Genomic DNA, 19,822 nt, shown 5'->3' on the forward strand with positions numbered 1-19,822 from the left:
TCACGGGCACAAGCCACGAATACACCCGGTCGATTGCCCACATCAGGAGCCACCCCATGACGGTTGCGGCCGGCACCGCCGTGACGGCGAGCACCGCCATTTGCACCCACACCGGCGCCTGCACGAGCCATTCCATGCCCTCAGGGTAGCCTGTTGTGCATGAGTCGTGCACCTTTCACCGTCACCTGCCCCGCGGGCACCATCACCGGCTACCTCGATGAGGACGTGGCCCATTTCCATTCCATCGAGTACTCCCACATCCCCGGGGATTTTGAGAACCCCGAACCCGCACCACCACGTGACCAGGATGCGCGCACCCCGCACCCGGAGAAGATCGCGCTGACCATCACCGCCCCCGCGCCCGGCAGCCGCGCGACGTCCCTGGCGCCGACGTTGGTCTATATCCACGGCGGCCGCTACGAGCACGGCTCCCACGAGGATCCCCGGGCGGAGGGCACGCCGACCGCACAGGCGGGCATCGTCCACGTGCAACTGGGCTATCGCGTTGGGCTGCCGGGGCTTGCCCGTTTTCGTGATGACGAGCCCGACCGCTACCGCGCCATCGAGGACCTGCAGTTGGGCTTGGAATGGATCCAGAACAACATCGAGGCATTCGGCGGCGATCCCACCAACGTGACCATCCTGGGCCAGTCCGCCGGCGCCAACGCCGTGCTGTGGCTGTGCCGGCGCGATCACTACCGCGGGGCGTTTCGGCGGGCGCTAGCTCTGTCCCCTGGTTTCCCGCGAGAGAGCTTCGAGGAGCGCAGTGCCACTCTGCGCCAGGTGATGAAAAAGCCCATCACGCGTTCCTCCCTGGCGGCGATGAGCCAGGAGGAGCTCGCCGCCGGCTACGCCAAGTTCCGCAAGAAGTACAGCCTCGATATGGCGCTGGGCCCCACCCCGCTGGAGTGTGGGCAGCTTGCCGACGTCCCCCTCATCCTCGCCAGCACCCGCGACGAGTTCTACAACATCCCAGCCACGCAGAAGGTCGACCGCTCCCCTTTCCGTGCCCTCATCCTGCGCTATGCGGCGCCGCGCTTCGGCTTTCCCCGCAACGGCTTCACACCCTGGTATCAGGTGGCGCAGCACATGGACAAGGAGCGCCCGATGGGCCGGATGGTGGGAGATTCCATCATTCGCCGGTGGGCGGCCGAGGTGGCGGAGAAGGCTCCGGGGAAGACCTGGATGGTGGAATTTACCCGATCCTCGGGCCCGGCCCTGCACTGCGAGGAGCTGCGTCCGCTCTTCGGCAGGACGCCGCTAGCCCAGTGGCTGCAGGATTTTGTGCGCACAGGCGAGCCCGGATTCGAGGCCTACCGCCCGGAGCACGCTATCTGGGAGTACAACCTAGACAACGACGAGCATCGCGTGGCGTATTCCAGCTTGGATTATATTTCGGCGGCCTTTGCCCAGGACGGCAGTCTGCTCTGATCCGGGTGCGGGGCCTCAACGCCCCGCACGCAGAACGGTTAGGCCAATTTAGTGCGGAACAATCCCACCCCACCGCCGAAAACCACCAGGCAGCAGTGTCAAGAGTCACGTTGCTCACCCACCCAAGACCTAAGTCAGGCCACAATGACCGTTTCCGTAGAGCACTGCACGTCTCTTCCCAAACGGATTATCTCTTCGCTCCCTCGCAATGCGCAACGTCTGCGTCCCTCCATCGACATGCTGGAAGCATCTGACAAAAGGCGTCTGGCAAAAGGCATCAGTCATAAGGCGTTTTCACGGCTGAAAACGCCATTTACTCATCGTGCAGATGGCGTTTTTAGACCCAAAGATGCCCTTTGCCAGATGCCTTTTAGAAGACGCCCGACTGACTTAGGTCAATGTAGTGCGGAACAATCCCACCTCACCGCCGAACAACACCAGGTAGCAGTGTTAAGAATGACGTTTCTCACCCACCCATGACCTAAGTCGGGCTTCGAGGCCTACCGCCCCGCACGCAGAAGGGTTAGGCCAGAAGGGCCGCGCGCAGCGGCTCGTGGGTCAGCTCCTCCACCATCCACGGGCTAAAGGCAAAAGGCGTGGCGTCGACGGCAGCGAGCACATCGCGCACCGGCGCCCACGCGAAGGAGTCGACCTCCTCCGGGTTAGGCGTCGGATCGTCTTCGGTCTCGAAGAGATAGACCGGGCAGATTTCATTCTCCACCACGCCGGAGGAATCCACCGCGCGGTAAGCAAAGTCCGGCAGCACCAAGCGCGGCGTGCCGGTCAGGCCGAGCTCGAAGCGGCCGCGGCGCACGACGGCGTCGGCAGTCGGCTCGTCGGGGCCCGGGTGCCCACAGAAGGAATTGGTCCACACGCCGGGCCAGGTCAGCTTGGACAGGGCTCGGCGGGTCAGCAGCAGCTGGCCATCGCGTACCACCCACGCGGAAAAGGCAAAATGCAGCGGGGTATCTGCGGTGTGTACGGCGGCCTTATCAGCGGTGCCGGCGGGCTTGCCCTCCGGCGAGGCTAGAACGACGAGTTCCGTCATAGATTGAGGTCTCCTACGTAGCGCACGTTGCCGATGCTAAAGCGCGCGTTCCAGAGGTTGCCTGGGGCAACGTTATAGACATATTGAAGGTTGGTGGACGCACCGGCGCCCAGCGGGTGATCCAAGCCGGGCGCGGCCAGGTCCACGTTGACCTCCGGGTCATAAGGGACGGGATCCACGGTGGCCCAGCCGCCGTTGCCGTCGGCGCGCTCCAAGGTGGGGTCCGCGAGGGCGTCGGCAGGCAGGGGCACCTCGTTGAGGTTGTGAATCTTCACCGTCAGCACCGTTCCACCGCCGCCGGAGTACAGCCCCTGGAGCTCGAACTCCACGTTGAGCCCCTCATCTTTGACGGGTGCCGCCAGGTTGGAGGTGACCTCATGAGCATCTACATCCTTGGCCTCAAAGGTCGGCGGCTCCGAGCTAGACACCACGATGTTGTCCTGCGGGCCCACGTCCGGCGGCTGGAGGATGCTGCAGCCTGACAAGGCAGCCAGGCACAGCGGGGCGCACGCTAGGGGGAGGTATTTTTTCACCGCGGATCCTTTTCCATCACGACTTCGGTTTCTCCCCTACCTTAGTCGACGGGTTGGATATTCCTATTAAGGGCGTAACATCGGCCGGCGATGAACTCTATTCTCCGCATCGTCCGCAGCGCATCCGCCCTGTGGCCGTTTTATCTTGGCGTCCTTATCACCGCGTCAGTCACCGCGATTCTCTCGCTGCTGACCCCGTTTATCCTTCGCGAGGCCACCGATACCGTCGTCGCAGGCGGCCCGCTGCGCACCATCCTGTGGTGGGTCGTGGCACTCTTTGTGGCGGATGCGCTGGGCAACGTGGTGAAGAATACCGGCGGTTATATCGGCGATGTCATGGTCGCACGTTTGCGCCAGATTCTTTCGACGCGCTACTTTGCCAAGCTGCTCTCCGTGCCGCAGGGCTACTACGACAACCAGGTCACCGGCACCATCATCGCGCGCTTGGACCGCTCGATTGCGAATATCACGCAGTTCCTGCAGTCCTTCTCCAATAACTTCTTCGTCATGCTCATCCAGGCGGCAGCGGTGCTGGTCATCACCGCGGTGTACTACTGGCCGCTGGCCATCCTGTTGGCCGCGCTCTTCCCTATCTATATGTGGCTCACCGCGCTGACCTCGGAGCGCTGGCAGAAGTTTGAGGCCATTAAGAACGAGAACATCGACGTGGCGAACGGGCGCTTCGCGGAGGTCATCGGCCAAGTGAAGGTGACCAAGTCCTTCGTGGCCGAGGCCCGTGAACTAGCTTCCTTTGGTTCGCACTACCGCACGGTGGTGGATACGACGAAGCCGCAGTCGCGCTGGTGGCATTCCATGGATACCGCTCGCGGCGCGGCCATGGCGTTCATTTTCTTAGGCATCTATGGCCTGATCTTCTGGCGCACCTTGGAGGGACACTTCTCCATCGGTGACATGGTCATGCTCCTGCAGCTGGTAAACATGGCTAAGCAGCCGGTGTTCATGATGAGCTGGATCGTGGATGTCAGCCAGCGCGCCATCGCCGGCTCCAAGGATTACTTCAAGGTCATGGAGGAAGTCCCGGAGCCCACGGTCAACCCGCAGCTGGTCGCCGCCGCTGAAACCTCCGACGTGCCGGAGCTCGACCTCACCCCGGCCGAGCCGCTGCGCCCGACCGAAGGCCCGGTCTTTGCCTTCGAGGACGTGTCCTTCTCCTATGAATCGGATAAGCCGGTCGTCGCCGATATCACCTTCGCCGCCCAGGAAGGCCATAAGGTGGCACTCGTCGGTGAGTCCGGCGGCGGCAAGTCCACCTTGGTCAACCTCCTGTTGGGTCTCTACCAGCCCACGGAGGGAAAACTGACGGTACTGGGCCACGACGCCGCGGAACTTACTGCGGAGCGCCTGCGCGCCTCGGTCGGCGTGGTCTTCCAGGAGTCCTACCTTTTCTCCGGCACCATTCGGGAAAACATCGCTTATGGCAAGCCGGGGGCGACGATGGAGGAGATCGTGGACGTCGCCAAGCGCGCCAATGCACACGGCTTCATCGAGGAATTCCCCGATGGCTACGACACCGTCATCGGCGAGCGCGGCCTTAAGCTCTCCGGCGGGCAGAAGCAACGCGTGGCCGTGGCGCGCGCCATGCTGAAAGACGCCCCCATCCTCGTCCTCGACGAGGCCACCTCGGCGCTGGACACCAAGGCCGAGCGCGCCGTGCAGGCGGGTCTGGACGAGCTCATGAAGGACCGCACCACGCTCATCATCGCGCACCGCCTGTCCACCATCGCGGACGTGGACACCATCATCACCCTGGACCGCGGCCGCATCTCCGAGATCGGCTCGCCGGCGGAGCTGGCGCAGTCCGGCGGAATCTACGCTGAACTGCTGCGCCTGACCCAATCCGCCTCCGCCGCCGACCGGCAGCGATTGAAAAAATACGGATTCGTCCAAGCCACCGACGAGTAAGGTGGGACGCATGCGTTTCCCTAGCCTGAAAGAACTCTCCGCCCGCGGCACCCGCAAGTGGACCGTCTATGACGAAGACGTCATCCCGCTGTGGATCGCCGAATCAGACTTCCTCACCGCGCCGGCGGTCAAGGAGGCCATCCAAGAGGCCGTCGACGCCGAATCCTTCGGCTACACCCCAGCGCCCAAGGCCTCCGAGCTCAACGCGGCAATAGCAGATTTCTACGAATCGCGCTACGGCTGGCGCCCAGAACACGTCTTCTGGATCGGGGATGTGGTGCGCGGCCTGCTGCTCGGCGTGCAGTACTTCACCGAAGGCGCGGTGGCCGTGCCGGTTCCCTCCTACCCGCCGCTACTAGAGCTGCCGGAGACCGCTGGGCGCGAGAAGATTGAAACCTCGCTGGAGCTCGACGATATCGAGCGCGCCTTCCAGGCCGGCGCCGGCTCCATCCTGCTCTCCCACCCCTATAACCCGCTGGGCATCGTCTTCGACGAGGATTGGCTGCGGGGACTCGTGGAACTGGCGGAGAAGTACGATGCCCGCATCCTCTCCGATGAGATCCACGCCCCGCTGGTCTACGAGGGCCGCCACATCCCGCTCGGCGCTTTGTCCGACCGCGTTATTACCGTCACCGCCACGTCCAAGGCGTGGAACATCGCGGGCTTAAAGTGCGCGCAGGTGATCTTCTCCAACACCGCGGACGTCGAGCGCTGGAACTCGCTGACCGGCGTGGCCAAGGACGGCACCGGCACGCTCGGCGTGCTGGCGGCAGAGGCAGCCTACCGCCACGGCAGCGAGTTCCTCGACGAGGAAATCGAGTATCTGAAGAAGACCCGCGACTGGCTGGTGGAGGAGCTGCCCAAGCGCGTGCCGGGGTTGAAGACCTCCCACCCGCAGGCCACCTACCTGCTGTGGTTGGACTTTAGCGAGACCGCCATTGGGGATAACCCGAAGCCCGCGGCCTGGGTGCGCGAGCACGCCAAGGTAGCCCTCAACGAGGGTGTCACCTTCGGTACGGGCGGCGAGCATCATGCCCGTCTTAATTTCGCAACCTCACGCGAGCTGCTGGAAGAGGCGCTCGACCGGCTGGAGAAAGCATTTAGCTAAAATTTACATCTCATGTCATGGGCATTATCCTTAGAAAAATGTCCATAAATGACGTTCAGGCCCCCGCCCAGTCCGCTTCAAAGACGAGCTCGCCCATCGGCATCGTGATCGTTGCCTCCCTCATGCTCTTCTCCATGTTCTTCGGAGCGGGCAACCTCATCTTCCCGCCGGAGGTCGGTGTCTCCTCCGGCACCAACTTCTGGCCGGCCACCTTGGGCTTCCTCGCCGCTGGCGTGGCACTGCCGGTCTTGGCGGTGATCGCGGTGGCCATTTCCGGTCAATCCGTGCGAGACATCGGAAACCACGGCGGCAAGATCTTCGGCGTGGCCTTCTCCGTCATCGCCTACTTGGCCATCGGCGCCTTCTACGCCCTGCCGCGAACCGGCGCGGTCTCCATGGAGACTGCGATTACCCCGCTGCTCGGGTGGGAGGGCACCTTTGCCAACGGTGCCTTCAACGTCGTCTTCTTCCTCATCGCTTTGGCCCTGGCCTGGCGCCCGAATGACATCATCGACACCCTGGGAAAGTTCCTGACCCCGGCACTGGTCATCCTGCTCGCCGTCCTCATCACCCTCGCTACCGTGGCGAATCCCCGCGTTCCCGGCACCCCGACTGAGGAGTACGCTTCCGCGCCCTTCGTCACGGGTCTCTTTGAGGGCTACAACACCATGGACGCCATCGCGGGCCTGGCTTTCTCCATCGTCATCGTGACCTCGCTGCGTTCCAAGGGCTTCTCCACCGACCGGGCGCTGCTGCGCGGAACCATCACTTCCACCGTCATCGCCGGCGCGCTGCTCGCCGCTATTTATCTGGGCCTGGCGTGGATCGGCCAAACCATGCCGAACGGTGCCTCCTACGATTCCGGCGCCGCCTTGCTTGCCGACGCCTCCAATCTCACCATGGGCAACGTCGGCCAGGCCGTCTTCTCCGCCATCGTCATCCTGGCATGCATGACCACCGCCGTGGGCCTGATTTCCGCCACCTCGGAGTTCTTCGCCATGCTGGTACCGAAGACCACCTACCACTTCTGGGCTTGCTTGTTTACCGCACTGTCCATCGCCTTCGCCTTCCAGGGTCTGGACACGGTGCTTGCCATCGCGGTGCCCTTCATCGTGTTCTTGTACCCGCCGGCTATCTCGTTGATCGCTCTGACGCTTCTGCAGCCGGCGGTCAAAAAGTGGGTCACCTTCTACTGGGGCTTCCGCTTGGCACTGTGGGTCTCCGTCCTGTGGTCCGCCGCCACTTCCTTCGGCGCCCCGCTCAACTTCTCCCCTGGCCAAGACGTTGGCCTGGGCTGGGTAATTCCCACGCTCCTCGCATTTGCCATCGGCGTTATCATCGACGTTGTATCTACATCCTCGTCGAAGAAAAGTGAGTAGCTCATGACGTCCCGCGCCGCTTTGTCCGTCCTCGATTTCTGCACCATCTACCCGGGGGAATCTCCCTCCCAGTCCATGGCCAGGTCGGTCGAGCTGGCGCAACGCGCGGAGGCTTTGGGGTTTAAGCGCATGTGGTACACCGAGCACCACAACATGCCCTCCATTTCTTCCTCCTCCCCGGCGGTGCTCATCGCACACATCGGCGCGAAGACCGAGCGCATTCGCCTCGGTGCTGGTGGCGTCATGCTGCCGAACCACGCGCCCTATGTCATCGCCGAACAATTCGGCACCCTCGCCGAGCTCTACCCCGGCCGCATCGACCTCGGCCTGGGCCGCGCACCCGGCACCGATATGAAGACCTTGGGCCGCGCCCTGCGCCGCGATAGAAACGCCGCCGAGCGCTTCCCCGAGGACGTCAAGGAGTTGCAGGGCTACCTTTCCGGCAAATCTCTCGTCCCCGGTGTGCAGGCTATCCCCGGCCACGGCACGAACGTGCCGATTTACATCCTGGGCTCCTCGCTCTTCGGTGCCTCGCTGGCCGCCAAGTTCGGGCTGCCTTATGCCTTCGCCTCGCACTTCGCCCCGCAGCACCTGGAAGCCGCCACGGCCTATTACCGCGAGAATTACCAGCCTTCCGAAGCCCACCCCGAGCCCTATGTCATCGCCGGCGTCAACGTCACCGCGGGGGATGACGCAGAAGAGGAATTCGAGAAGGTCTGCTTCCGCCGCGTGAAGGCCTTCGTCAGCCGCGGCAAGCAGCTCAGCGACGCCGACGTCGCCCGCATCATCGATTCCCCGCAGGGCCAGCAGATCATCAGCATGCTGCAGTACTCCGCCGTTGGCAATGTAGAGCACGTGCGCGAGTACCTCACTGACTTCCAGAAGTTGGCGCAGGCGGACGAACTCATGATTTCCCTGCAATCCACAAGCCACAAGGCCGCGTTGGGTAACATGAGTAACCTGGCGCGCGCGTGGCAATTGTAGGCGTACGCGCATCGTTGCCCGTCACAGCGTTTTACATAGAGGAGGATCCCGGTGGCCCTTCGCGGTACTCAGCAGCACAGCATTATCGCTGATTATCTGCGCACCCTCATTCGCAGCAAGAAGCTTTCCCCTGGTGATTTCCTGCCCAGCGAGGCCGAGCTCTGCGAGCAATTCTCCTCCTCCCGCGGCCCGGTGCGCCAAGCCGTCGCGGCTCTGCGCTCGGAAGGCCTCATCTCCTCCGGCCGCGGCCGCCGCTCCGTCGTCCTCGGGCGTTTTACCTCGGAGTCCTTCGACTCGATTTATTCCGTAACGCACTGGCTGCGCGAGCGCGGCTTCGAGCCCGGCGCGTCCACGTTGTGGCTGGGCCGCTGCCCCGCCTCCGAGCAGGAAGCCGAATTCCTGCGGGTAGACACCGGCTCCCCCGTCATCTTTGTGCACCGCGTGCGCAGCGCCAACGGCATGCCCATCGCCATCGAGCGCATGTTCTTCCCACTGGACGTGGGCGGCCAGATCCTTAACTTCGATGCCGACAATGAGTCCATCCACGATCACCTTCGCAAGCAGGGCGTGGAATTCGACAGCGTCAACCGCGAGCTCTCCCTCGCCTACGCCAGCGAGGAGGATGCGCGCTCCCTCAATATCGACCCCGGCACCCCGCTGTGGCGCCTGCACCTCGACATCTCGGATCACTCCGGGCATCCCGTCGAGTGCACCGAAATCCTGTACCTCGGGGACCGCATGACGCTTGGCATGACGAACGTGCGCGGCACCACGTCCCCACTCGAGGTCAAGCTGTCGGAAGGATGATGAAGACTTGGCTAGGCGCGCTGGGGGTGGTCGTGGGGGCGTCGTTAAGCGCGTGTTCTGCCGGCTCCACGGCAGTGGTTGATTCGGATTCCTCCGCGCTGACGCTGGCTACCACGACGCCGGCGACCTCCCTGGATTTCACCACCGTCGGCGGCGCCGCCATCCCGGCAGCGCTCATGAGCAACGTCTACGAGACCCTGGTGCGCATCTCCCCGGAGGGAGAGATTGTCCCCGGGCTCGCCGAATCCTGGGAGGTGGACTCCACGCGCTATACCTTCCACCTGCGTGAGGCCTCCTTCTCCAACGGCGAGGCTTTCACCGCGCACACCGCCGCGTGGTCCATTAACGCGGTGAAAACGGAGTGGACGAACGGGCTCAAGAAGCAGATGGACGTGGTGGAATCCGCCACGGCTGTCGACGATCACACGCTGCTCGTCACCCTTAAGCGGCCTTCCGCCGGGTGGCTATGGTCCATGGGCACCGCAATAGGCGCGATGCGAACCCCCACCGACGCTGTGGGCACCGGCCCCTTCGCCGTCGCGGGCTTCTCCCCCAACGAGTACATCGCGCTGCGCGCCCGCCCCGACTACTGGGGCACCCCAGCGGAAGAAGACATCACCATCCGCTACTTCCCGGATTCCCTCACCGCGGTGAACGCGCTGCGCTCCGGCGGGGTCGACGCAGTGTGGGGCGTGCAAAACCCCGAGCTGCTCGACACCCTAGGTGACTCCATCGAGACCGCCGTGGGCACCACGAACGGCGAGGTGCTGCTGTCCATGAATAACCACGCAGCGCCTTTCGACGACCCCCGCGTGCGCCGCGCCGTGGCTTATGGAATCGACCGCCACGCCGCCAACGAGATCCTCTGGGAGGGCCGCGCGCAGGACACGGGCGGCGCACCCGTCCCGCCGACTGACCCCTGGTTTAGCGGGAAGGACTACTACCCTTACGACCCTGCGCGCGCCCGCGCGCTGATGGAGGAGGCCGGGGCGGTGGGCACGCCGCTCACGCTCACCGTGCCGAGCCTGCCCTATGCGCAAACGCTCTCCGAGTTCCTCTACTCGCAGCTCACAGAGATGGGCTTTGAAGTCAGTTTGGAAACCGCGGAGTTTCCCGCGGTGTGGCTGAGCCAAGTCATGGGCGCCAAGGACTACCAGATGTCGCTCGTCGCGCACGTCGAACCGCGCGATATCCCCACCATCTTTGGCACCCCGGACTATTACCTCGGCTATGATTCGCCGCAGGCCCGCACGCTGTTAGAGCAGGATGACATGACAGGGGCCGTGGACCAGATCATGGAAGATATGCCCGCCCTGACCTTGATGAACATGCCCAATATCGTGCTCTACCGCGAGGGCCTGACTGGCCTGCAGCCCAACCAAATCACCGATGCCATCGAGTTGCGAGGAGTGCGATGAGAATCCTGCGCTTCCTCGGCACCATGTGGGCCGCCTCCATCATCATCTTCCTGCTCATGCGGGCCGTGCCCGGAAACCCGGCGCGCGTGGCCTTGGGCGTCAACGCCACGGATGAGGCCGTGGAGAAGCTGACTCACTCCATGGGCTTAGACCGGCCGCTTCTCGTGCAGTACCTGGAGTGGATGAAAGGGCTGTTGACCGGCAACTTCGGAATTTCCCTGTCCTCGCAGCAGGACATCACCCCGCTGGTGATTGACCGCGCGCAGGTTACGCTGCTGCTCATCGGGCTGGCCATCGTTCTAGCCTTGGCCGGGGCTATCCCCATGGGCATCCTGCTCGCCCGTTTTCGCTTCCCCGTGCTCAATGCCGCCACGCAGCTGGGCATTGCGGTACCGAGTTTTCTGGTCGGTATTTTGCTCGTCGCCGTGTTCTCCGTGCACCTGGGATGGCTGCCGGCCAACGGCTGGCAGCTGCCTCGCGAGGGTTTGAGCCACCTCGTGCTTCCCGTCATCTCGCTGGCGCTGGTGCAAGGCGCGATGCTCACGCGCTACGTGCGCGGCACCCTCCGCGAGGAAATGGACAAGGACTATATCCGCACCGCCCGCTCCCTGGGTGAATCCCGCACCGGGGCGCTCATCCGCCACGGCCTGCGCAACGCCGCCCTGCCGGTGCTCACCGTCACCGGCGTGCAGCTGAGCACCCTGGTGGTGGGCGCGGTGGTCATCGAGAACGTCTTCGTCATCCCCGGCTTGGGCTCTCTGCTTCTCGACGCCGTCTCCACCCGCGACCTCACCACCGTCCAGACCCTCATCATGGTCTTCGTGACCTTCACCCTGACCGTCAACCTGCTCACGGACCTGGCCTACCGGGTCATCGACCCACGGCTCAAGGAGGCGCGATGAAACCCGGCTACATTCTGGTGGGCCTGACCATCCTGCTCGCCCTGGTCTCCCTGGTGTGGACGCCCTATGACCCCAACCTCATCTCCCCAGACCGCCTGGCCGGCCCCAGCCTGGAGCACCTCATGGGCACCGACCGCTTCGGGCGCGACACCTTCTCCCGCATCCTCGCCGGCGCCCAGATCACCGTGCTGGTGGGCGTGGTGGCGGTGGCCATCGCCGCCCTCATCGGGGTACCGCTGGGCATTATCGCCGGGATGCGCGGTGGTGGCTTCATCATGGCGGCCACCGACCTGCTGCTCGCCTTCCCCGCGCTCCTGCTGGCCATCGTCGCCGGCGCGGTGTGGGGCTCGTCGACGCTCACGGCGACCATCGCCATCGGCATCGCCGGCATCCCCTCCTTTATCCGGGTCACGCGCTCAGGCACGCTGCAAATCATGACGCAGGACTATATCGCCGCCGCCCGCATCTCGCGCGTGCCGCCGGCGCTCATCGCGTGGCGCCACGTCCTACCCAACCTCGGCGGCATCGTGGCCATCCAGGCCTCCGTCTACTTTGCGCTGGCCGTCCTCGCCGAGGCTGGCCTCTCCTACCTCGGCCTGGGTACCGCCCCGCCGACCGCCTCCTGGGGCCGCATGCTGCACGACGCCCAACCCCTCCTCGCCACCCACCCCCTCCAGGCGCTGTGGCCCGGGCTGGCAATTGCCGGCACCGTCCTCGGATTCAACCTGCTAGGAAGCCATGCTGACCGTCACTGATCTGCGCGTGGGCCCCGTCGGCCCCCTCTCCTTCTCCATCGCACCCGGCGAGCGCGTCGGCCTCATCGGCGATTCCGGCAGCGGCAAGTCCCTGACCGCCCTAGCCATCATGGGGCTTTTACCTGATCATCTGCAGGCCACCGGCTCCATTAACTTCAACGGCCAGGAGCTGCTGGGCATGCGCGACCGCGACCTGCGCAAGCTCCCGCTGGCCATGGTCTTCCAAGAACCCATGACCGCACTCGACCCGCTGATGAAGGTGCCCGGCTTCAACCGCTTCCCGCACCAGCTCTCCGGCGGACAGCGCCAGCGCGCGCTCATCGAGATGGCCATGGCCCGCCGCCCCAAGCTGCTCATCTGCGATGAGCCGACCACCGCCCTGGACCCCTTCACCCAGGAGGAGATCCTCTCCACCATCGTCGATGCCGCGGACAGCGAAGACACGGCGCTGCTGTTTATTAGCCATGACCAGGACGTCGTCAAGCGCGTGTGCGACCGCGTCGTGCGCATCGGTGAGCTCACCACTCCCGACCTCACCCCGCCGCCCATGCCCACCCTGGGCGAGCCCGTCATCGAGCTTAAGAACGTGACCAAGGCCTACCGCGGGGTCACCGCGCTGGACGACGTCTCCCTCACCGTCCGCGAGGGCGAGCGCCTCGGCATCGTCGGCGGTTCCGGCTCCGGCAAATCCACGCTGCTCAAGCTGCTCACGGGCCTTACGCAGCCGACCTCGGGGACAGTGGCGGTGAAGAAGCGGGTGCACATGGTCTTCCAGGACCCCAAGGGCTCGCTCAACCCGCGCATGCCCATCTGGAAGATCGTGGCCGAAGGCGGCGGGACGCGCGAAGAGGCCGAGGCGGTGCTGCGGGAGGTCGGCATCGACGGCTTCGAGCGCTATCCCCGGGATTTCTCCGGCGGGCAGCGCCAACGTATTTCGCTGGCGCGCGCCGTGGTGGGCAAGCCGGAGATCCTGCTGGCGGATGAGGCCGTCTCGGCACTGGACGCCACCTCGCGAGCCCAGGTCCTCGAGTTGCTGCAGCGCGTGACGAAGGACATGACGCTGGTTTTTGTCTCCCACGACATTGACGTCGTGCGCCACTTTTGCCCCACGGTGGCGGTCTTGCAGGACGGCCGGCTCGTGGATCGCGGCGAAACGAGTAAGGTGTTCTCCCGATATGGAACACCCACTGCCGCAACGCCCTAATGCACTTCAGCTCTTTACCGCCTTTAACACCTCCGCGCGCCGCTGGCCCGGTGCCCTGCGCGCGGCGTTGGCGATCATTATCCCCGGCGGGATCGCTGTAGCAACAGGCCACCCGGATGCGGTGCTGCTCATTTCCGCCGGCGCCTTCTCCGTCATCTACGGCGAGGGACACCCCTACCGCACCCGGCGCCGCGTGATCCTGACCGCCGGCGGGTTACTCACGCTGGCGGCCACGGCCGGCTCCCTCGTCGGGGTGCATGGCCTGGCGCTGTCCGCGGTGTTTACGGTGGCGCTAGCAACCATCGGCGCGTTCGTGCAGAATGCGCTGCGGCTGCCGCCGCCGGGTTCCTTCTTCATCGTGATGGTGGCCGGTGGTTCCACGATGCTGCGCGGGGTCTCGCCGTGGGAGGTGGCCGCGTGGAGCCTGGCTGGCTTAGCGGCCGGCTATGTGCTGGGCATGCTGCCGCGTTTCCGGGATCCGCACGGCCCAGAGACCCGCGCGGTGGCCGCGCTGGAGAAGGCCGCCGACGCCTTCGTGAACTCAGATAGCGATTTCCTGGCTCGCCACCACCAGGCGCAGTCCGCCATTTCCACCGCCTGGCAAGCGCTTGCCGACGCCGGTGTCATCCGCGGCGGCCGCATCCGCCACCCCGCCCAGGCGGAGCTAGTACACCGCGCGCTGGCCGCGCAGCAGCGCATCGTGGCGCACCACAAGCAGGTGGGCGGCAACTCGGATGAGCTCTCTGATTCCCCGACCTACGTCGACCCGGACCGCACCACCATCCCGCACACCAAGCCGACGATGCGTTACCGCTTCTACCGCGCCGCGGTGGGCAATTCCCATGCGGTGGTAACCGCGGAGAAGATCGCGCTTGGTGGCCTGGCCACCGCATTCATTGGGTTGGCGCTGGGGCTCAACCGCCCGGACTGGGGCGCGGTCTCGGTGCTCCTGCTCTTGCAATGGGGGCCAGACCGGGTGCCGGGAACGATTCGCGGCATCCAGCGCATGCTGGGCTCGGTCTTGGGCGTGTGCGTCTTTGCGCTCATTGCCTCTTTCAGCCCGCACGGCTGGGGGCTGGTGCTCGCTCTGGCCTTCTGCCAGTTCTGCGCGGAGATTCTGGTGGTGAAGAACTACGCGCTGTGCGTTATCTTCTCTACTCCCCTGGCGTTGCTGATGGGCAACTCTTCGGAGCATATGGCCCACACTATTGGCTCGCGCATGGCGGAGATTGGGCTGTCGGTGGTCGTGGCGATGCTGTGCTTGTGGCTGTGGAAGCCGCGGGCCCAGATGACGAACCACTACCGCCTGCAAACGCGCTGCTTCGAGGCGATGGCCGCCCTGCTGGGCGCGCTGTTGATTAAGACCCCGGAAGAGGCGCTCGCACAGCGCCGCGACTTGCACTACGAGCTGCTCTCGGAACGCCGCAGCATCCAGTCGCTGGCGACCAATCATTCCGATATCAGCCAGTTCTGGGAGCGCCACACGGCCCTGCAAACCGCCGGCTACTTCCTGCTGGACTTCTGCGTGGTCAACCCGCTCACGCAGCCCAGCCGCGCGGAGCTAGACACGCTCATTGAAAAGATCACCGCAGCGGAAATGCGTCAATGACCTCATAGCGGGGCCCACCGCCGCGCCCCTCTCCCAAGAAAGATTGGACGAGGCTGATTTCCGTGACCTCGAACTCGGGTCCGCGGTAGACGCTCAGCGCGTGCACCGCATCCGGGATGAGCCACGGATCCCGCGTCCGCCTCCCTGCCCGGGCCAGCGTGAGATGCGGGCGCGATGGCTCAAGCATGAGGTGTTTGACCTGCCCTTTGACGCCTGCCCACAGCACCTGTTTCTCAAAAGAGCCAGCCCCGCTCAGGCTCAGCGTGAGCGGCCCCGCTTCGATGCCGCGCAGCGCCTCGCGGACCTCCACTGCGTCATTGGGCTGTTCCCCGAAAAAGTCGAGGGTGATGTGCCAGTTATCCGGGTCCGTCCACCGCAGCCCGTTGTCCTTGAGCGGGCGCACGGCCCGCACCAGGTGCTCAGGGGCCTCTGCGGAGGGAAAGAGGGCGCTGAAAAGGCGAATCATTTCACCGACAGCAACAGATTCGGATCGAGTACGTGTTCCTCCACGAGTTCGAAGAGAGCGAAGGCTTCCTCCAGCTCACGGACATTCTCATCAAAATTAGGCAGCGACATGGCATTCCAATCGACGCAGAAATAGGTTCCTTCATCCTAGCTCACACCACTGTTATTTCGCGCACCTGCGATAATGGTAAAGGTGAACACTCGAAAATCTACCGGTCCACCCGTTGGCCTCTATCCCCACAACATGCACCCGGGCTTGGTTCCCGGAATCGGTGTGGAAGACCAACGCAACGCTTTCACGCTGGACAAGGTCACCTTCTTCAGCACGGCTACGTTCGTCGTAGCCTTCATCGTGTGGGGCATTAGCTCGCCAGAATCCGTCTCGGCGGCGTCCTCCACCGCCTTTTCCTGGGCCATCACCAACGCCGGCTGGCTGCTCAACATCACCATGATGATGGCCGTTGCCACCATGCTCTACATCGGTTGCTCCCGCCTGGGCCGCATCAAGCTCGGTACCGATGACGAAGAGCCCGAGTTCGGCTGGTTCAGCTGGGTCGCCATGATGTTTGGCGCCGGCATCGGCGTTGGCATCTTCTTCTACGGCCCCTCGGAGCCGCTGTCGCATTACATCACCCCGCCGCCCCACACCGTCGATGGCAACACCGTCGAAGCCCTCCACCAATCCATGGCCCAGGCGCACTACCACTGGGGAATCTCCCCCTGGGCGGCGTACGCCCTCGTCGGCGGCGCCATCGCTTATTCCTCCTACCGCCGCGGGCGCGTTCCGCTGGTGTCCTCGATTTTCAAGCCGCTATTCGGCTCCCGCGATACCGACGGTCCACTGGGCAAGCTTATCGACGTCCTCGCCCTCGTCGCCACGCTCTTCGGCACCGCCGCCACGCTGGGTCTCTCCGCCATCCAGATTGGCCAAGGAGTGTCCATCATCCGCGGCGCAGGTCCGTTGACCAATGCCGTGCTCATCGCGATCATCGCCGTGCTGGGGTGCGGGTTCATCATCTCTGCGGTCTCTGGTGTTTCCCGCGGCGTGCGCTACCTGTCCAACTTCAACATCACGCTCACGCTCGGCCTGGTCATCTTTGTTTTCTTCACCGGCCCGACCTTGCTTTTGCTCAACCTCGTGCCCTCCGGCATCGTCACCTACATCGACCAGCTTTTGCCCATGATGGCCAAGGGCCTGTCCTGGGGCGATGAAACCATCGAGTTCCAGTCCTACTGGACCGCCTTCTACTGGGCATGGTGGATCGCGTGGACGCCTTTCGTCGGCATGTTCGTGGCCCGTATCTCCCGCGGCCGCACGCTACGCGAGTTCACGGCAGTGACCGTCTTCGCCCCGTCCCTCATCCTCATCCTGGCCTTCACCATCTTCGGCGGCACCGCTATCACCTTCCAACGCGAGGAGCTGCCCAACTTTGACGGCTCCGCCTCCGGCGAGCAGGTGCTCTTCGCCATGTTCGATAATCTGCCGCTGAGCAGCATCACGCCCTTCATCCTGATCGTGGTCCTAGCGGTCTTCTTCATCACCTCGGCCGATTCGGCGTCGGTCATCATGGGAACCATGTCCTCCAAGGGCGACCCCGCCCCCAACAAATTCATCGTCATCTTCTGGGGCCTGTGCATGATGGGCATTGCAGTCGTCATGCTGCTGACCGGCGGCGAGGACGTGCTCACCGGCCTGCAGAACCTCACCATCCTCTCGGCGCTGCCTTTCTGCATCGTGCTGCTCGTCATGATGGTGGCCTTCATCAAGGACCTGCGCTCCGACCCGATGTTCATCCGCCGCGCCTACGCGCGCGCCGCAGTGGAAAATGCCGTCGTGCGCGGCATCGAGGAGCACGGCGATGACTTCGAGCTCACCGTCGAGCACGCCGACGAAGGCCGCGGTGCCGGCTCCGACTTCGACTCCTCAGCGCACCGCTACACGGACTGGTACCAGCGCACCGATGAAAAGGGTGAGAATGTAGACTACGACTTCGACACCGATACCTGGGCCGATGGCTACGACCCGAACTCTGAACAGAAAGAGACCTAAGTGGGCATCCCCGACGATGTCGTCCTCGACGGCTACACGCTTATCGAACAGCACGAAGTGGACCACGAGTTCCTCATCAATGGCTCGCCGCTCGCCGTGGATACGCCTCTGCTATTCGCGCTCACGATTGTTGGTGTTCTCCTCGTGGCGGCCAGCTTCTTCCTGCGCAGGCCGGGCCGCATCATCGCCGGGCTCTTGGGCGCGATCCTGACGCTGACCAAGCTGTGGTGGATGCCCATCGCACTAGCCCAACAGTTCAACGACAGCCAGGTCTTTGGCTACACGGTGAAGTACTACCCCCAGTACTGGCCGGCGGCCTCCGTCATCGTGGTCGTCATCGCGCTGCTCGGCCTCGCCTCCGCGTTTATCCGCCGGCGCTAGCGCGATTCCAACACCGCAATCGCGATGTGCACCCGGTTGGTGCCGCCCAGTTTGTCCAAGATGTGCTTGATGTGGGTCTTCACCGTGGTCACGGAGACGTAGAGCTGCCCGGCAATCTCCTGGTTGTCTAGGCCCTGGGCCACTAACTCCGCCACCTCGTTCTCGCGCTGGCTTAAGCCCTCCAGCGGGTGGGCCTCAAGCGCCTCTGGTTCTGCGGGCGAGGGCTCGGGGCGCTTGAGCGCCAGCAAATTCTTCAGCGCCTTCGGGCTCAATAGCTGCTGCCCGGTAGCCGCGGCGCGCACCGCAGAGACCAGGCCCTCCGGCTCGATGGTCTTGAGCAGAAAGCCCATCGCACCGGCGTGCAGCGCATCCACGATGAACTCATCCGTATCGAAGGCGGTGAGCATGACCACCGGGATATCCGGCGCGCTCGCGCGCAGTTGCCCGGCCGCCTCGATGCCGTCCATGACCGGCATGCGGATATCCATGAGGACAACATCCGGTTGCAAGTCCAGCACGCGGGCCACGCCGTCGCGCCCATTGCTGGCCTCGGCCACCACCTCGATGTCTGGTGCTCCCTCCAGGATGAAACGGATGCCGCGGCGCAGCGCCTGCTCATCATCGACCAACACCACTGAAATCATTATGCGCGTGCCTCCTCCGGTAGTTCGAGGACCCAGGTGAAGGTGGAGGCGTCGTCAAGCACTGTGAAGGTGCCTCCCGCCAGCCGGGCGCGTTCCTCCAGCCCCAACAGGCCATTGCCGCCGCCGGACTTCGGCTGGTGCGTCACCTTCTTATTCTGCATGGTCACCCGCACCTTATCCTCCTCGTTCTCCACGGTGAGCCTTACCTTCTGCCCCGGCGCGTACTTGCGCGCGTTGGTCAGCCCCTCCTGCACGGCGCGGCCCAGCGTGTGAGCTGCCATCGTGCTAAGCCTATCGATGCTCTCATGCGCGTCCCCTTTCTCATACCGCACCTTCGTCCCCGTCGCCCGTGCGCGCTCGATGTGTTCTTCGATGCTCGCGCGCGGATCCACCCGATCGTCCACGCGCAGCGCCTTGATCACCCCGCGCAGATCCTCCACAGCGGCCTTGGCCTCCGACTGGATGGTGTCTGCCGCCTCGGCGATGTGCTCTGGGTCCGCATCCTTGCGGTAGCTCAGGCCACCCGCGTACACGGAAATAAGGCTGAGCCGATGCGAGAGGGAATCGTGGATATCGCGGGCAATGCGGTTGCGTTCCTCCAGACGCGCCCGCTCCTCGCGCGAGCGCAGCTGGTCCTCATTAAGCTCCGCCAAGCTCACCAGCGTGACCTCGCGCTGGCGGCGCTGCGCGCGCACCGAGCCCGTAATCCAGGCAACGATGAGCACGATGGTTCCAAAGAACCCGTAACCGAAAACTGACAAGTAATTTACCTGCAGTTCAGGCACCGCCATGACGATTACATATGAGGCCACCAGTATCACCGTTCCCGCCAGGGACCACCGCAGGCTACCGCGTGAGATGAGCGAGGTCAGCACCACCAGCACTGAGAGCGACAACGGGCTAAACCCGCCCACCGCTAGGACGAGCAGCGCCACAATCAGCGCCACCGGGTGGCCCGGGTACTCCTCGTGAATGTTGCGTTCCCGCCGTGAGTGGTGCAGGGCGAAGGGCAGCAGAAGCCACGTGGCAATGTTGAGCAGAGCCATGACGCCGGAAACCATGGCTTGCTCGTCCGACCCGTCATAATTCTCGAGTTGGAGGATCCACGAAGCCGAATCCGCTATCGCGCAGAGCATAATAAGCAGGACCGTGATCCATAGTGGTCGCGTCTTTCTCGTCAT

Annotated in this window: 18 protein-coding genes; 13 read left to right on the top strand and 5 right to left on the bottom strand. The window is 64.2% G+C overall.

Annotated elements, in window-relative coordinates:
* Nucleotides 1-159 precede the first annotated feature (159 nt).
* Complete coding sequence (locus FME68_RS02030) at nt 160-1,431, top strand: carboxylesterase family protein (RefSeq protein ID WP_046649028.1); 1,272 nt, start codon at nt 160-162, stop codon at nt 1,429-1,431.
* A 523-nt stretch (nt 1,432-1,954) separates the two neighbouring features.
* Here FME68_RS02030 and idi read toward each other — a convergent pair.
* Nucleotides 1,955-2,479: an isopentenyl-diphosphate Delta-isomerase gene (gene idi / locus FME68_RS02035; protein ID WP_070754458.1), complete on the bottom strand. Its 525-nt coding sequence runs from the start codon at nt 2,477-2,479 to the stop codon at nt 1,955-1,957.
* The gene (locus FME68_RS02040) at nt 2,476-3,012 is read right to left on the bottom strand and encodes a hypothetical protein (RefSeq protein WP_328287684.1); all 537 of its coding nucleotides are present in this window, start codon (nt 3,010-3,012) and stop codon (nt 2,476-2,478) included. The genes idi and FME68_RS02040 overlap by 4 nt, the downstream gene beginning before the upstream one ends.
* A gap of 90 nt (nt 3,013-3,102) precedes the next feature.
* On the opposite strand from FME68_RS02040, the gene FME68_RS02045 reads away from it, so the two are divergent.
* Genes FME68_RS02045 through FME68_RS02090 form a run of 10 tightly spaced genes read left to right on the top strand, consistent with a single transcriptional unit; the run spans nt 3,103 to nt 15,101 of the window.
* Nucleotides 3,103-4,935 (top strand): ABC transporter ATP-binding protein, encoded by a 1,833-nt coding sequence (locus FME68_RS02045; RefSeq protein ID WP_158395716.1) that lies wholly within the window; start codon nt 3,103-3,105, stop codon nt 4,933-4,935.
* 10 nt (nt 4,936-4,945) lie between these two features.
* A complete protein-coding gene (locus FME68_RS02050) occupies nt 4,946-6,043 on the top strand; it encodes a MalY/PatB family protein (RefSeq protein WP_158395718.1) in 1,098 nt (365 codons plus the stop codon).
* A gap of 38 nt (nt 6,044-6,081) precedes the next feature.
* A complete protein-coding gene (gene brnQ, locus FME68_RS02055; protein WP_158395720.1) occupies nt 6,082-7,422 on the top strand; it encodes a branched-chain amino acid transport system II carrier protein in 1,341 nt (446 codons plus the stop codon).
* A 3-nt stretch (nt 7,423-7,425) separates the two neighbouring features.
* Nucleotides 7,426-8,406 (top strand): LLM class flavin-dependent oxidoreductase, encoded by a 981-nt coding sequence (locus FME68_RS02060; protein WP_158395722.1) that lies wholly within the window; start codon nt 7,426-7,428, stop codon nt 8,404-8,406.
* Nucleotides 8,407-8,457: 51 nt separating this feature from the next.
* Nucleotides 8,458-9,213, top strand: a complete 756-nt coding sequence (locus tag FME68_RS02065) for a GntR family transcriptional regulator (RefSeq protein ID WP_049154804.1) — start codon at nt 8,458-8,460, stop codon at nt 9,211-9,213.
* Nucleotides 9,213-10,631 (top strand): ABC transporter substrate-binding protein, encoded by a 1,419-nt coding sequence (locus FME68_RS02070; protein WP_158395892.1) that lies wholly within the window; start codon nt 9,213-9,215, stop codon nt 10,629-10,631. Before FME68_RS02065 ends, FME68_RS02070 begins: the two co-directional genes overlap by 1 nt.
* Nucleotides 10,628-11,533: an ABC transporter permease gene (locus FME68_RS02075; protein ID WP_158395724.1), complete on the top strand. Its 906-nt coding sequence runs from the start codon at nt 10,628-10,630 to the stop codon at nt 11,531-11,533. The genes FME68_RS02070 and FME68_RS02075 overlap by 4 nt, the downstream gene beginning before the upstream one ends.
* The gene (locus tag FME68_RS02080; protein WP_010190814.1) at nt 11,530-12,288 is read left to right on the top strand and encodes an ABC transporter permease; all 759 of its coding nucleotides are present in this window, start codon (nt 11,530-11,532) and stop codon (nt 12,286-12,288) included. The genes FME68_RS02075 and FME68_RS02080 overlap by 4 nt, the downstream gene beginning before the upstream one ends.
* The gene (locus FME68_RS02085; protein ID WP_158395726.1) at nt 12,272-13,492 is read left to right on the top strand and encodes an ATP-binding cassette domain-containing protein; all 1,221 of its coding nucleotides are present in this window, start codon (nt 12,272-12,274) and stop codon (nt 13,490-13,492) included. Before FME68_RS02080 ends, FME68_RS02085 begins: the two co-directional genes overlap by 17 nt.
* Nucleotides 13,464-15,101: an FUSC family protein gene (locus FME68_RS02090; protein WP_158395728.1), complete on the top strand. Its 1,638-nt coding sequence runs from the start codon at nt 13,464-13,466 to the stop codon at nt 15,099-15,101. Before FME68_RS02085 ends, FME68_RS02090 begins: the two co-directional genes overlap by 29 nt.
* On the opposite strand, the gene thpR is transcribed toward FME68_RS02090, so the two are convergent.
* Nucleotides 15,076-15,567, bottom strand: a complete 492-nt coding sequence (thpR, locus tag FME68_RS02095; RefSeq protein ID WP_158395730.1) for an RNA 2',3'-cyclic phosphodiesterase — start codon at nt 15,565-15,567, stop codon at nt 15,076-15,078. The two genes, FME68_RS02090 and thpR, sit on opposite strands and share 26 nt — an antisense overlap.
* A 243-nt stretch (nt 15,568-15,810) precedes the next feature.
* Between thpR and FME68_RS02100 the strand changes: the two genes are divergently transcribed.
* Together FME68_RS02100 and FME68_RS02105 are read left to right on the top strand one after the other, a co-directional pair.
* A complete protein-coding gene (locus FME68_RS02100; protein ID WP_439329284.1) occupies nt 15,811-17,616 on the top strand; it encodes a BCCT family transporter in 1,806 nt (601 codons plus the stop codon).
* Nucleotides 17,617-17,997, top strand: a complete 381-nt coding sequence (locus tag FME68_RS02105; protein ID WP_230308855.1) for a cell division FtsX domain-containing protein — start codon at nt 17,617-17,619, stop codon at nt 17,995-17,997. It abuts the gene before it with no gap.
* On the opposite strand, the gene FME68_RS02110 is transcribed toward FME68_RS02105, so the two are convergent.
* Together FME68_RS02110 and FME68_RS02115 are read right to left on the bottom strand one after the other, a co-directional pair.
* Complete coding sequence (locus FME68_RS02110; protein ID WP_158395735.1) at nt 17,994-18,641, bottom strand: response regulator; 648 nt, start codon at nt 18,639-18,641, stop codon at nt 17,994-17,996. The genes FME68_RS02105 and FME68_RS02110 overlap by 4 nt on opposite strands.
* Nucleotides 18,641-19,822 (bottom strand): sensor histidine kinase, encoded by a 1,182-nt coding sequence (locus FME68_RS02115; RefSeq protein ID WP_230308856.1) that lies wholly within the window; start codon nt 19,820-19,822, stop codon nt 18,641-18,643. Before FME68_RS02115 ends, FME68_RS02110 begins: the two co-directional genes overlap by 1 nt.

The organism is Corynebacterium hiratae (genome assembly GCF_009708045.1).
In the GTDB taxonomy this organism is placed as follows: Bacteria; Actinomycetota; Actinomycetes; order Mycobacteriales; family Mycobacteriaceae; genus Corynebacterium; species Corynebacterium hiratae.

Excerpts from the sequence above, each read along its gene's own strand:
- FME68_RS02060 (WP_158395722.1), top strand. The coding sequence starts at position 7,426 with ATGACGTCCCGCGCCGCTTTGTCCGTCCTCGATTTCTGCACCATCTAC.
- FME68_RS02075 (WP_158395724.1), top strand. The coding sequence starts at position 10,628 with ATGAGAATCCTGCGCTTCCTCGGCACCATGTGGGCCGCCTCCATCATC.
- FME68_RS02085 (WP_158395726.1), top strand. The coding sequence starts at position 12,272 with ATGCTGACCGTCACTGATCTGCGCGTGGGCCCCGTCGGCCCCCTCTCC.
- FME68_RS02070 (WP_158395892.1), top strand. The coding sequence starts at position 9,213 with ATGAAGACTTGGCTAGGCGCGCTGGGGGTGGTCGTGGGGGCGTCGTTA.
- brnQ (WP_158395720.1), top strand. The coding sequence starts at position 6,082 with ATGTCCATAAATGACGTTCAGGCCCCCGCCCAGTCCGCTTCAAAGACG.
- FME68_RS02090 (WP_158395728.1), top strand. The coding sequence starts at position 13,464 with ATGGAACACCCACTGCCGCAACGCCCTAATGCACTTCAGCTCTTTACC.
- FME68_RS02030 (WP_046649028.1), top strand. The coding sequence starts at position 160 with ATGAGTCGTGCACCTTTCACCGTCACCTGCCCCGCGGGCACCATCACC.
- FME68_RS02050 (WP_158395718.1), top strand. The coding sequence starts at position 4,946 with ATGCGTTTCCCTAGCCTGAAAGAACTCTCCGCCCGCGGCACCCGCAAG.
- FME68_RS02100 (WP_439329284.1), top strand. The coding sequence starts at position 15,811 with ATGCACCCGGGCTTGGTTCCCGGAATCGGTGTGGAAGACCAACGCAAC.
- thpR (WP_158395730.1), bottom strand. The coding sequence starts at position 15,567 with ATGATTCGCCTTTTCAGCGCCCTCTTTCCCTCCGCAGAGGCCCCTGAG.
- idi (WP_070754458.1), bottom strand. The coding sequence starts at position 2,479 with ATGACGGAACTCGTCGTTCTAGCCTCGCCGGAGGGCAAGCCCGCCGGC.
- FME68_RS02045 (WP_158395716.1), top strand. The coding sequence starts at position 3,103 with ATGAACTCTATTCTCCGCATCGTCCGCAGCGCATCCGCCCTGTGGCCG.
- FME68_RS02115 (WP_230308856.1), bottom strand. The coding sequence starts at position 19,822 with ATGACGAGAAAGACGCGACCACTATGGATCACGGTCCTGCTTATTATG.
- FME68_RS02080 (WP_010190814.1), top strand. The coding sequence starts at position 11,530 with ATGAAACCCGGCTACATTCTGGTGGGCCTGACCATCCTGCTCGCCCTG.
- FME68_RS02110 (WP_158395735.1), bottom strand. The coding sequence starts at position 18,641 with ATGATTTCAGTGGTGTTGGTCGATGATGAGCAGGCGCTGCGCCGCGGC.